The following is a 12,079-nucleotide window of genomic DNA, read 5'->3' as shown; positions in this document are numbered from 1 at the left end:
CGCCACAATGATTGCTGCCCTGCCCATGTATGACCGCGCCGAAATGCGGGCCGCGACAGATGCGCTTTGGGCGGCGATCCGCGATGCGCTGCGGGCCCAAGACATCGACGCCCCCGAGGGGCTGGCACGCGCCGATGATCTCTGGGCGATCTGGCGCGATCCGACACTGATACTGGCCCAGACCTGTGGCCTTCCGTTCCGTGCCGGGCTGCATCGCGATGTCCGGCTGGTGGCAACGCCCGACTATGGGCTGCCGGGCTGTCCACCGGGGTTTTACAACTCGGTTCTGATCGCGCGCGATGCCTGCCTGCCCCATCGCCCACGCATCGCCATCAACGACCCGCTCAGCCAATCGGGCTGGGCCGCCCTGCACGAATGGGCCGCCATGCAGCGTCTGGACCTTGGGGCGGTGACGGTCACGGGCGCTCATGCCGCCTCGGCGCGTGCCGTGGCCGAGGGGCAGGCCGATCTGGCCGCGATCGATGCCCAGACATGGCGCTTGCTTGTGCGCCACGCGGGCACCGATCCCGGGCTGGAAATCGCGCGCACCTCACCCACGCCCGGCCTGCCCTTGATCACCGCCAGGGCCCATGATCCGGCCCCGATCCGGGCCGCCTTGACAGCGGCGCTGGCCGGGTTGCCCGCGGAAACCCTCAGCGCGCTTGACCTGCGGGGCTTTGTCCAGATCGATGCCGCCGCCTATCTTGCGATGTCAGTGCCGCCCAATCCCTGATCAAGGGGCACGCAAAAGGGGCAGCCAGACATCTTGCCCTAGGGTCAATGCCGATATCGCAGTTGCATTCCTGCAAGGCTTCGGTGCAAATCCTCGGATCATCATGGGGACACAGCCTGCATGCCTGGGGCAGATGCGGCCAGACAACCGGTCATAAGGATCAGCGGCCTGCACAAAAGCTTCGGGCCGCTCGAGGTGCTGCGCGGTGTTGATCTGACCGCCCATGCCGGCGATGTGATCGCGCTGATCGGATCGTCCGGCTCGGGCAAATCCACACTACTGCGCTGCGCCAACCTGCTCGAAGACAGCCAGGAGGGCGAGATTGTCTTTGAAGGCGAACCGGTGCGCTGGACAGGCACGGGCCACCGCCGCCGCCCCGCAGACGCCGAACAGATCCGCCGCATCCGCACCAACCTGTCCATGGTGTTCCAGCAGTTCAACCTGTGGTCCCATCTGACGATCCTGCAAAACGTGATGGAGGCCCCCGTCACCGTCTTGGGCCAGCCCCGAGCCGAGGTCGAGGCGCGCGCGCGCGGCTATCTGGAAAAAGTGGGCATCGCCGACAAGGCCGACGCCTGGCCCGCGCAACTGTCCGGCGGCCAGCAGCAGCGCGCAGCCATCGCGCGGGCGCTGTGCATGGAACCGCGCGCGCTGCTCTTCGATGAACCGACATCCGCACTTGATCCCGAGCTTGAGCAAGAGGTGGTGCGCGTGATCCGCGCGCTGGCCGCAGAAGGCCGCACCATGATCCTTGTGACCCACGACATGCGCATGGCACGCGACCTGTCGAGCCACACGATCTTTCTGCATCAGGGCCGGATCGAGGAACAAGGCCCGCCCGCCGCGCTGTTTGGCGCCCCGAAATCCGGGCGCCTGCAACAATTCCTCAGCCATCTGACACTGGCCTGAGGCAAGATCGACCCACCACATAACCGGGAGACCAAAAGATGAAACACCTGATCCTTTCCGCCAGCCTTCTGGCACTTTGTGCGGGTGCGGCAAGCGCCCAGGACGTCGTGCGCATGGGCACGGAGGGCGCCTATCCTCCGTACAACTTCATCAACGACCAAGGCGAAATCGCCGGCTTCGAGCGGGATCTGGGCGACGAATTGTGCGTCCGCGCCCAGCTGACCTGCACATGGGTCAAGAATGATTGGGACAGCATCATCCCCAACCTGACCTCGGGCAATTACGACACCATCATCGCCGGCATGTCGATCACCGAGGAACGCGAGGCGATCGTCGATTTCACGCAACCCTATTTCCCGCCGGCGGAATCGCTGTTCATGGCCCTGTCCGAGGATTTCACCCTCGAAGGCGCGGTCGTCGCGGCCCAGACCAACACGATCCAGGCGGGCTATATCGCCGCGTCGGGCGCCACGCTGATCGAATTCGCCACCCCCGATGAAACCGTCGCCGCCGTCCGCAACGGCGAGGCAGACGCCGTGTTCGCCGATGGCGATTACCTGTTGCCCATCGCCAACGAGGATGCCGATCTGATGATCGTGGGCGAACCCGTGCAGCTTGGTGGCGGCGTCGGCATGGCGCTGCGCGAGGGTGACGCGCGCCGCGAGGGTTTTGACGCGGCGATCACCTCGATGAAGCAAGACGGCACGCTCAACGCGCTGATCTTGCAGTGGTTCGGCCCCGAGGCTGCAACCTTCTGATCGACCTGACGGGGGCCGGCCTCGGGCCCGGCCCCCGTTTTCCTCGACCGGGGGGCAGCGTCGCACCCCGCCCTTCATCTTTCCAAAAATACGCATGCACGCCGCCCGCCACGGGACCCGATGTTCGAATTCTGCACCGATCCATCCACGCTCGACACATTCCGCTGGTTCAGCTGCTACCTGACCAATGGCGCGCATGCGCTGTTCTACCAGTCCTTTCTTGTGGTATTTGCGCTTTTGGCCGTGACAGCGCCCGTCAGCCTCGCCTTTGGGTTTGGGGCCGCCGCCGCATCGCGGGCGCGGATGCTGCCGGTCGCATGGCTGGGCAAGCTTTACACCGCGATGGTGCGCGGCGTGCCCGACATCGTGTTTTTCCTGTTTTTCATTCTCGTGCTCGATCAGGCCATCGAATATCTGCGCCACCAGATCAATTGCCCCGACTGGCCCGAAGAGATCCGCCAAGGCGCGAATTTTCTTGTCTGCCCCGAGGCGCGCACCCCATCCAGCAATGCGCCGCAATGGGTGCATGAGGTCTATGGGTTCGCACTGGCGGTGTTCACCTATGCCATCGTCTTTGGCGCGTTTTGCGGCAATGTTCTTTACGGGGCCATGCGTGCCGTGCCCCATGCCCAGCTTGAAACCGCCGAAGCCTATGGCATGTCGCGCGCACAGGTATTCTGGCGCGTTCTGGTGCCGCAAATGTGGATCTACGCGCTTCCGGGGCTTGGCAATATCTGGCTCATCCTGATCAAGGCCACGCCGCTGTTGTTCTTGCTGGGGATCGAAGACGTCGTCTATTGGGCGCGCGAATTGGGCGGATCGCGCAATTCATCCTATCAGTATCCCCACCCTGACTGGCGGTTTTGGTATTTTCTGGGGCTGTTGGTCTTTTACCTGTGCCTCACACGGGTTTCCGAGATCGCATTGGCGTGGCTGACGCAGCGGCTGAGCCGCGGACAGGCGACGGCGGCGGGCGAAGCGCTCAGAAAGGCCACGGCATGATCTGCGCCCAAGCCCTTGAAGCCTATGGCCTGCGCGCGCTGGGGATCGGTGAGCGGCTGTTGCCGCAAGCTGACATCACCTTGTGCCAACAGGTCGTGCTGATCGGGTCGGGGATGATCTGGAATGTCTATTTCGGCATTCTGGCGCTTGGTTTTGGCTTTGTCTTCGCGGTCGCGCTGGCGGTGGCCAAGGCCAGCCCCACCCGTGCGCTGCGCAAGCCGGCCGAATGGTTCATCTTCATCTTCCGCGGCTCGCCGCTCTTCATTCAGTTCTTCATGGCCTATGAGGCCTTTGTGATGTTGCCGCGTATCGGGTTCGAATTCACCCTGCTTGGGGTGGACATCGCGGCCGAGACACGCTGGTTCGCGCGGGCTTGGCTGGGCGCGCTGATCGTGCTGTTTCTCAACACCTCGGCCTATACGGCGGAAATCTTTTATGGCGCGCTGCGGGCCGTGCCCAAGGGCGATCTGGAGGCCGCGGACGCCTTTGGCCTGTCGGGCTGGAAGAAATTCCGCCGCATCACCTTTCCCACAACCATGCGGCTGGCATGGCCCGCCTACACCAATGAGGCGATCTTTTTGTTCCACGCCACCGCGCTGGTGTTCTTTTCGTCCTTCCCGGCGTTTCAGCAACGTGGCGACGCGCTTTATTACGCCAACTACTTTGCCGACCGCACCTTTAACCCCTTCGTCCCCTACCCGATCGTCGCGATCTACTTCGTGATCCTGACGCTGGGCATCATCTGGGGCTTTGCGGTAATCAACCGGCGGCTCAACCGCCATTTGCCCAATGCCGAACGCCAGCGCCTGCGCATTCGCCCGCAGGTGATCCGCTAAAGCCCTACCCGCCGCCCCTTGCCCCTTGTCACAGGCAGGCATAGCTTGGCGTCATCCCTTATCGCGAGCTTTGTCATGATCCTCGGCATTCTTCAGACCGGCCATGTTCCCGATCAAGTCGCCCAGCGCGACGGCACCTATACCGATCTGTTTGGCCGGCTTTTCAGCGCGCGCGGCTTCACCTTGCGGACCTTTTCGGTGGTCGACATGGAGTTTCCGCAAGACCCCGGCGATGCGGATGCATGGCTGGTCACCGGGTCGCGCCATGGCGCCTATGAAGATCACCCGTGGATCCCCCCGCTCGAAGCGTTGATCCGCGCCATCCGCGATGCCGAAAAGCCGATGGTGGGCATCTGCTTTGGTCATCAGATCATCGCGCAGGCGCTGGGTGGCCGGGTCGAGAAATTCGCCGACGGCTGGTCAGCCGGTCACCGGCGCTACCGCATCGGCGGGCGCGAGGTGGCGCTGTTTGCATGGCATCAAGATCAGGTGGTCGACCTGCCGCCGGGGGCCACGGTGCTGGGCGACAACGCGTTTACGCGCAATGCGGTGCTGGCGCATGGCGATCGTATCTTGACCGTGCAACCCCACCCCGAGTTTCCCCCCACAGTCATCGAAGCGCTGATCGAGAACCGCCCCACCACGGTGCCGGGCGAGATGCTGACCAAGGCGCGCGCCGATCTGACCCAACCCGTCGACAGCGCCATGATGGGCGACTGGCTTGCCGATGTTTTGCAAGGCGCGCCCGCAACCCGTATTCCCTTTGCCCAACAGGTGCGTGCATGAGTTCAAATTCCGTCAACGAGTTGCTCGAAAAACTGCCCGAGGTCGCGCGCGCCTATCTGGAAGGTCGCGCCATCGACGAGGTGGAATGCATCGTGGCCGATTTGGCGGGCATCGCGCGCGGCAAGGCAATGCCGGGCAGCAAATTCGCCCGACAGCCTTTTTTCTATCTGCCCAATTCGATCTTTTTCCAGACCATAACCGGCGACTGGGCCGATGAGGTGGCAGACGGCTTTACCGAGCCCGACATGATCTTGACGCCGGATTTCACGACCACAACCCCCGCGCCCTGGACGGCCGACACCACCTTGCAGGTGATCCATGACATCGCCGACCAAATGGGCAAGCCAGTCCCCTATGCGCCGCGCAATGTCTTGAAACGTGTGGTCGGGCTTTACAACGATCTGGGCCTGACCCCCATCGTGGCACCCGAGATGGAATTCTATCTTGTGGCCCCCAACACCGACCCCGCCCGCGAGATCGAACCGCCGATGGGCCGCTCGGGCCGGCGCGCCGCCGCGCGACAGGCCTATTCCATGTCGGCGGTCGATGAATACGGCAAGGTCATCGACGATATCTATGATTTCGCGGAAATCATGGGGCTCGAGATCGACGGCATCTTGCAAGAGGGCGGCGCGGGCCAGATCGAATTGAACCTTGCCCATGGCGATCCGGTCAAGCTGGCCGATGAGATGTTCTTTTTCAAACGCATGATCCGCGAGGCAGCCCTCAGGCACAATTGCTACGCCACTTTCATGGCCAAGCCGATCGAAGGCGAGCCGGGATCGGCGATGCACATCCATCACTCGGTCGTCAGCCTGACGACGGGCGAGAACATCTTTTCCAACCCTGACGGCTCGGAAACCCCGGAATTTCTGCATTTCATCGGCGGGATGCAGCGCAATTTGCCCGCCGTGATCGCGCTTTTGGCCCCCTATGTGAACAGCTACCGCCGCTACGTTCCCGATTTCTCGGCACCCATCAATCTGGAATGGGGGCGCGACAACCGCACCACGGGCCTGCGCGTTCCGGTCAGCGAACCCGCGGCACGACGGGTGGAAAACCGGCTGCCGGGGATGGATTGCAACCCCTATCTGGGCATCGCCGCCTCGCTGGCCTGTGGGCTGGTGGGGTTGATCGAGAAAACCGACCCCTCGGACCCGTTTCAGGGCGACGCCTATCAGATGCGCAGCGGCGTGCCGCGCGGCCTGGGCGATGCGCTGGGGCTCTTGCGGACGAACACCACCATTCAAAACACGTTGGGCGCGGAATTCTGCCGCGTCTATTCGGCCGTCAAAGAGCTGGAACATAACGAATTCCTGCAGGTGATCTCGCCTTGGGAACGGGAACATCTCTTGATGAACGTATGAACCCGCTCTACCGCAACGACAGGCAAGGGGAACACGCGCCAAGCTGGTATGCCGCAAGCCTGCCGCCTGAGGGTGCGCGCGCACCGCTGCGCGGGGCCATCAGCGCCGATGTGGTGATCCTTGGGGCGGGTTACACCGGGCTTTGGGCCGCGCTGACGCTGGCGCGCGCGGGCCGACGGGTTGTGGTGCTCGAGGCCCATCGCGTGGGCTTTGGCGCCTCCGGGCGCAATGGCGGACAGGTGCAATCGGGCTACAACAAACCCCAAAGCTGGCTGGAACAGCAGCTAGGCCGCGACCGGGCGCGCGCCGTCTGGGCGCTGTCGCAAGAGGCCAAGGCCCAACTGCGCGCGTTTTGCGACGCCCATGCCCCCGAGGCGGCGTTTCGCCCCGGGCTCGCGCATGGTGAATACAGCACCAGCGCCTTGAACCATCTGCGCCACGAGGCCGATCACATGGCGCGCCATTACGATCAGACCATCACGGTGATGGCGCGCGCCGAATTTGCAGCACTGGTGAAATCGCCGCTTTATGTCGGCGGAGGCTTTGATGCGTCGGGCGGGCATCTGCATCCGCTGGCCTATGCCCGGGCGTTGGCGCGCACCGCCGAGGCGGCAGGCGTGGTGATCCACGAGATGACAGAGGTTCTGTCTGTCACACGGCAACCGCGCATCATCTTGACCACCCCCACGGGTCAGGTCACCGCAAGCCATGCCATCATCGCCGGAAACGGCTATTTGCCCGATATCTTGCCCGAGGTGACGGCGCGGGTGATGCCAATCAACTCCTTCATCGCCGCGACCGAACCGCTGCCTGATCGCTGGCAAGACGTTCTGGCCCAGGACATCGCGGTGTCGGATTCGAAATTCGTGGTGAATTACTACCGCTTCAGCGCCGACCGCCGCTTTTTGTTCGGGGGGCGCGAAAGCTATTCCATGGCCTATCCGCGCGACATCAAGACGGCGCTGGTGGCCCGCATGGCGCGGCTGTTTCCGCAATTGTCAGGCGTGGGTGTAACCCATGTCTGGGGCGGCGCCTTGGGAATCACCATGTCGCGCCTGCCCCATATCGCGCAGGTTGCGCCCAATATCTTGTCAGGGGCAGGATTTTCCGGCCATGGCGTGGCCCTTTCCGGCATGGCGGGCCGTGTGATGGCCGAAGCCGTCATGGGCCAGGAAAATGGATTGACCACGCTGTCGGCGCTGCCCGTGCCACGCTTTCCGGGCGGGGCGGGGTTGCGCGCACCGCTCCTGACGCTGGCCATGACATGGTACGCGTTGCGCGACCGATTGGGAATGTGACCCAAGACCAACCGGGGGGCGCGAAAAACTCGAGTTTTTCGCACGTGAAAACGCGCGTTTTCACGAGCCGTTGCGCGCGATGGGTCTGTGAAGCTTTCATGACGCCACCACGCCACACTGGATTTCATCCGCGCGACAGGATAAGATTTCTCAAAGAGTAGTTTTCAAAAAGGTGAAATCATGGCGCTGGCACCCAATGTTTACGACGCCGAGCCGATCCCCGAGGCCGCCCGCGCCGAGATCGACCGTCTGCTGCAATCGGGAGATCTGTTCCGCTATACCGCCCCTTCGGATGCACCGGTGGCATTGTTGGAGCGGGAATTCGCCGATCTGATGGGGGTGAAATACGCCCTCGCCGTGTCATCTTGTTCGGCCGCCATCTTTTTGTGCCTGCGCGCGCTCGATCTGGCACCCGGCGCCCGGGTGTTGTTGCCCGCCTTTACATTTGCCGCCGTGCCCTCGGCCGTGGTGCATGCCTTTTGCCAGCCGGTTCTGGTCGAGGTGGGCGAGAATTACCGCATCGACATGGCCGATTTCGAAGCCAAGATCGATGACGGGATCGAGGCTGTCATCATCAGCCACATGCGCGGTCACACATCCGACATGGATGCGATCATGGCGCTTTGCGATGCGCGCGGCATTCCGGTGATCGAGGACGCGGCCCATTCGCTGGGCACGCTGTGGCATGGCCGCAAGATCGGCACCCTTGGCAAGATGGGCTGCTTTTCCTTTCAGTCCTACAAGATGATCAATGCGGGCGAAGGCGGCATCTTGATCACCGATGACGCCGATCTGGCGGCGCGCACGGTCATCATGTCGGGCGCCTATGAGCAGAACTGGAAAAAGCACAAGGCCCCCGAAGGTCAGAACGACCCCGAGCTGGCCCTGGCTTTTGCGCGGTGGCAAAATCGGTTGCCGCTCTACAACATGCGGCTGCAAAACCTGAGCGCCGCCGTGATCCGCCCGCAGCTTCCCGAACTGGCGCGCCGGGTGCGGGATGGGCTGGCAAACCATGATTATGTCGCCGCGCGGCTGAACACCTCGCCATGGTTGGACGTGCCGCAACCCTTGGCACCCGAAGACCGCGCCCCCGATTCCATCCAGTTCAATCTGGTGGGCTTTGAAAGCGACGCGGACGCCAAGGCCTTTGGCGCGGCCGCCGAAGCGCGCGGGGTCAAGGTGCAGATCTTTGGCCTGTCGACCGACAATGCGCGCGCCTTCTGGAACTGGCAGTTCATTCCGGGCGCCCAGCCGGATCTGCCGCGCACCCGCAGCATGCTGATGCGCGCCTGCGATGTCCGCCTGCCAGTGCGCTTGACCCGGCCCGAGCTGGATTTCATTGCCGCGGCGCTGCTCGCTGCGGCCGAGGACGTCATGGGGAGCGCGCGGGCCTACGGCACCTGAAGGTGGCGCCTGCGCAGAGCGCCGCTGAATATCGTCAAGGCAAAGATGCCCAGACGCCTAGAAAAGCCGGCCCTGATCGGGGCCGGGTTTTGGCGGTGTGGCTCTTGACGCGGGTTTTGCCGGGGCTCCCAAGGGGGTGACCGCCAGACGCCCATCGGCGAATTCGATCTCGAGCGCGCTGTGCTGGGCGGCATCTGACTGGCGGGTGATGACCGCGCTGCCTGCGCGCACCACGGCATAGCCGCGTTGCAGCGTCTGAGCGGGCCCAAGCGTGCCGTGCAACCGGTCAAGGGCTGCCAGCTTGTCGCGCTTGGCGGCAACGCCCATCGTGGCTGCGCGATCAAGACGGCGCGACAGATCATTCAAGCGGGTGCGCGCCTCGGTCAGGCGGCGGATTTTGCGGGCAGGGTCAAGGCCGCGGATCAGCCGCGCAAGATCGGTGCGGGCTTGACGGGTCTGTGCCTGCAAGGTGGCAGGGTTGAGGCGCGCGGCCGTCTGGCCCAGCGCCAATTGCTTTTTGCCAAGTGCACGGTCCAGCGCGGGCGCAAGCCGCGCCGCGGCCCCTTCGATCCGCGCGCGCGCCAGAAACCCGCGGTGACGCAGCGCGGGGGCCAGCCCGGCGGCCGCCAGATCAAGGCGTTGGCGCGCCGCGTCAAGCAGGCTCTCGGGACGTGGCAGGGCGCGGGCCAGATCCGACAGGCGCTGGCGCCGGTTGGCCAGCGCGCCCGACATGCTGCGGGTCAGGATGCCTTCCTGGGTGCTGAGCCATGCCAGCAGGTCCATCCGCACCGGCACCGCGCGTTCGGCCGCCGCCGTGGGTGTGGGCGCGCGGTGATCCGCGGCATGGTCGATCAGTGTGGTGTCGGTTTCATGGCCCACCGCCGAAATCAGCGCAATCGCGCTTTCGGCGGCGGCCCGCACCACGATGTCCTCGTTGAAGCCCCAGAGATCTTCCAGACTGCCGCCGCCGCGCGCCACGATGATCAGATCGGGGCGCGGGATCGGGCCATCGACAGGCAGCGCATTGAACCCCCGGATGGCGCGGGCAACCTCGGGGGCGCAATGGATGCCCTGCACAGCCACGGGCCAGATCAGCACACTCCGCGGAAAGCGGTCGCGCAGCCGGTGCAAGATATCGCGGATCACCGCCCCCGAGGGCGAGGTGACGACACCGATCACCTCGGGCAGGAAGGGCAGCGGCTTCTTGCGGGAGGGGTCAAAGAGCCCCTCGGCCGCCAAGGCCATGCGGCGCTTTTCAAGCATCGCCATCAGGGCGCCCGCACCGGCAGGGCGCAGATCCTCGATCACCATCTGGTATTTCGATTGACCCGGAAATGTGGTCAGGCGGCCCGTGGCGATGACCTCCATGCCTTCTTCGGGGGGGTGGGGCAAGCGTTGGGCCGTGCCTTTCCAGATCACGGCGGCCAGCACACTGCGGTCATCCTTGAGGTCGAGATAGACATGGCCCGAGCGTGGCAGCGACAGGCGGCCCACCTCACCGCGCACGCGGATATGAGAGAACCCGCCTTCGACCGCACGCTTCACGGCGCCGGAAATCTCCGAGACGGTGAATTCCGGCGCGTTGCCGGGGCCCGGGCCCGCATCCTCGATCAGATCATCCATGCCGCACCTGCGCCCCGCTGGTTGTGTCGCCCCGAAAGGCCCGCTATTGCAGCCCCACCATAGCAAGCGGAGCTGCGGAGTTGAACATCCTGATCCTCGGTGCGGGCGGGCGCGAGCATGCGCTGGCATGGGCGGTGCTGCAAAATCCCAAATGCGACCGGCTGGTCGTGGCGCCCGGCAATGCCGGCATCGACGCCATCGCGGAATGCGCGGCACTCGACATCGAAGACCCCGAGGCGGTGGTGGGGTTCGCGGTCGAGGAATCGATCGATTTCGTGATCATCGGCCCCGAGGCACCGCTGGCTGCCGGTGTCTCGGATGCGCTGACGGCGGCGGGTATTCTTGTGTTCGGCCCCTCGGCCGAGGCCGCGCGGCTCGAGGCCTCCAAGGGCTTTACCAAGGAAATCTGTGACGCCTGCGGGGCACCCACGGCCGCTTGGGCGCGGTTTCGCGATGCACAGGCCGCGCGTGCCTATGTCGCCGCACACGGCGCCCCGATCGTGGTCAAGGCCGACGGGTTGGCGGCCGGCAAGGGGGTGGTCGTGGCCGAAACGGTCCAACAGGCGCACGCGGCCATCGACGACATTCTGGGCGGCGCCTTTGGCGCAGCCGGCGCCGAGGTGGTGATCGAAGACTTCATGACGGGGCAAGAGGCATCATTCTTTGTGCTGAGCGATGGACAAACGGTTCTGCCCATCGGCACGGCGCAAGATCACAAGCGCATCGGTGAGGGCGACACAGGGCCCAACACGGGCGGCATGGGCGCCTATTCCCCTGCCCCGATCCTGTCGGATACTGTCGCAGAACTGGCACTGGAGCGGATCGTCAAGCCCACGGTGGCCGAGATGGCCCGGCGTGGCATCCCCTATCGCGGGGTTCTTTATGCCGGGCTGATGATCGAAAACGGCCAGCCGCGTCTGGTGGAATACAACGCCCGCTTCGGCGATCCCGAAACACAGGTTCTGATGATGCGGCTGGGGGGACAGGCGCTGGATCTGATGCTGGCTTGCGCCGAGGGGCGGCTGGCCGAGATGCAGGTCATCTGGGCCAATGATCACGCCATGACCGTGGTGATGGCGGCCCGTGGCTATCCGGGAGCCTATGCCAAGGGCAGCGTGATCGCAGGGCTGGACCAGTTGGCAGAGGATTCGCACCACATGGTGTTTCACGCCGGCACAAGGGCCGAGGGTGGCACGATCCGGGCCGATGGAGGGCGGGTGCTGAATGTGACGGCGCGCGGCGCCACCCTGGCCGAGGCGCGCGCGCGCGCCTACGGGATGGTGGAGGGCATTGACTGGCCCGATGGGGTCTACCGGCGCGACATCGGCTGGCGCGCGCTGTAGCGTTTTCCCAAAGGAAAACG

Annotated in this window: 11 protein-coding genes; 10 read left to right on the top strand and 1 reads right to left on the bottom strand. The window is 64.6% G+C overall.

Features of this window, described 5'->3' with window-relative positions; all coding sequences use genetic code 11:
* Positions 1–7: 7 nt before the first annotated feature.
* From Q0094_RS08950 to Q0094_RS08910, 9 genes are all read left to right on the top strand, one after another.
* Entirely contained in the window at positions 8–733 is a 726-nt protein-coding gene (locus Q0094_RS08950) for a PhnD/SsuA/transferrin family substrate-binding protein (RefSeq protein WP_297618035.1), read from the top strand.
* 120 nt (positions 734–853) lie between these two features.
* On the top strand, positions 854–1,642 hold the full coding sequence (locus Q0094_RS08945) for an ATP-binding cassette domain-containing protein (RefSeq protein WP_297618033.1): 789 nt from the start codon (positions 854–856) through the stop codon (positions 1,640–1,642).
* Between the two features lie 38 nt (positions 1,643–1,680).
* Positions 1,681–2,400 (top strand): transporter substrate-binding domain-containing protein, encoded by a 720-nt coding sequence (locus tag Q0094_RS08940; protein WP_297618032.1) that lies wholly within the window; start codon positions 1,681–1,683, stop codon positions 2,398–2,400.
* Between the two features lie 120 nt (positions 2,401–2,520).
* Positions 2,521–3,402, top strand: a complete 882-nt coding sequence (locus Q0094_RS08935; protein WP_297618030.1) for an ABC transporter permease — start codon at positions 2,521–2,523, stop codon at positions 3,400–3,402.
* The gene (locus tag Q0094_RS08930) at positions 3,399–4,238 is read left to right on the top strand and encodes an ABC transporter permease (RefSeq protein ID WP_297618029.1); all 840 of its coding nucleotides are present in this window, start codon (positions 3,399–3,401) and stop codon (positions 4,236–4,238) included. The genes Q0094_RS08935 and Q0094_RS08930 overlap by 4 nt, the downstream gene beginning before the upstream one ends.
* Positions 4,239–4,283: 45 nt before the next feature.
* Positions 4,284–5,024, top strand: coding sequence for a type 1 glutamine amidotransferase (locus Q0094_RS08925; protein WP_366940254.1), 741 nt, complete (start codon positions 4,284–4,286; stop codon positions 5,022–5,024).
* Positions 5,021–6,391 carry a glutamine synthetase family protein gene (locus Q0094_RS08920; protein WP_297618026.1) on the top strand — a complete coding sequence of 457 codons (1,371 nt, stop codon included), beginning with the start codon at positions 5,021–5,023 and terminating at the stop codon, positions 6,389–6,391. The genes Q0094_RS08925 and Q0094_RS08920 overlap by 4 nt, the downstream gene beginning before the upstream one ends.
* Positions 6,388–7,689 carry an FAD-binding oxidoreductase gene (locus tag Q0094_RS08915; RefSeq protein ID WP_297618021.1) on the top strand — a complete coding sequence of 434 codons (1,302 nt, stop codon included), beginning with the start codon at positions 6,388–6,390 and terminating at the stop codon, positions 7,687–7,689. The genes Q0094_RS08920 and Q0094_RS08915 overlap by 4 nt, the downstream gene beginning before the upstream one ends.
* Positions 7,690–7,869: 180 nt before the next feature.
* Positions 7,870–9,093, top strand: a complete 1,224-nt coding sequence (locus Q0094_RS08910; RefSeq protein ID WP_297618020.1) for an aminotransferase class I/II-fold pyridoxal phosphate-dependent enzyme — start codon at positions 7,870–7,872, stop codon at positions 9,091–9,093.
* A 57-nt stretch (positions 9,094–9,150) separates the two neighbouring features.
* On the opposite strand, the gene xseA is transcribed toward Q0094_RS08910, so the two are convergent.
* On the bottom strand, positions 9,151–10,716 hold the full coding sequence (gene xseA, locus Q0094_RS08905; RefSeq protein ID WP_297617998.1) for an exodeoxyribonuclease VII large subunit: 1,566 nt from the start codon (positions 10,714–10,716) through the stop codon (positions 9,151–9,153).
* Positions 10,717–10,796: 80 nt separating this feature from the next.
* Between xseA and purD the strand changes: the two genes are divergently transcribed.
* A complete protein-coding gene (gene purD, locus Q0094_RS08900) occupies positions 10,797–12,059 on the top strand; it encodes a phosphoribosylamine--glycine ligase (protein WP_297617995.1) in 1,263 nt (420 codons plus the stop codon).
* The last annotated feature ends 20 nt before the right edge of the window (positions 12,060–12,079 follow it).

Origin of the sequence: uncultured Roseicyclus sp. (assembly GCF_937892565.1) — a bacterium.
Classification (GTDB): domain Bacteria; phylum Pseudomonadota; class Alphaproteobacteria; order Rhodobacterales; family Rhodobacteraceae; genus Roseicyclus.
The sequence above is the reverse complement of the archived record's forward strand: the minus strand, read 5'-3'. Positions and strand labels throughout refer to the sequence as shown.

Excerpts from the sequence above, each read along its gene's own strand:
- Q0094_RS08950 (WP_297618035.1), top strand. The coding sequence starts at position 8 with ATGATTGCTGCCCTGCCCATGTATGACCGCGCCGAAATGCGGGCCGCG.
- Q0094_RS08945 (WP_297618033.1), top strand. The coding sequence starts at position 854 with ATGCCTGGGGCAGATGCGGCCAGACAACCGGTCATAAGGATCAGCGGC.
- Q0094_RS08940 (WP_297618032.1), top strand. The coding sequence starts at position 1,681 with ATGAAACACCTGATCCTTTCCGCCAGCCTTCTGGCACTTTGTGCGGGT.
- Q0094_RS08935 (WP_297618030.1), top strand. The coding sequence starts at position 2,521 with ATGTTCGAATTCTGCACCGATCCATCCACGCTCGACACATTCCGCTGG.
- Q0094_RS08930 (WP_297618029.1), top strand. The coding sequence starts at position 3,399 with ATGATCTGCGCCCAAGCCCTTGAAGCCTATGGCCTGCGCGCGCTGGGG.
- Q0094_RS08920 (WP_297618026.1), top strand. The coding sequence starts at position 5,021 with ATGAGTTCAAATTCCGTCAACGAGTTGCTCGAAAAACTGCCCGAGGTC.
- Q0094_RS08915 (WP_297618021.1), top strand. The coding sequence starts at position 6,388 with ATGAACCCGCTCTACCGCAACGACAGGCAAGGGGAACACGCGCCAAGC.
- Q0094_RS08910 (WP_297618020.1), top strand. The coding sequence starts at position 7,870 with ATGGCGCTGGCACCCAATGTTTACGACGCCGAGCCGATCCCCGAGGCC.
- xseA (WP_297617998.1), bottom strand. The coding sequence starts at position 10,716 with ATGGATGATCTGATCGAGGATGCGGGCCCGGGCCCCGGCAACGCGCCG.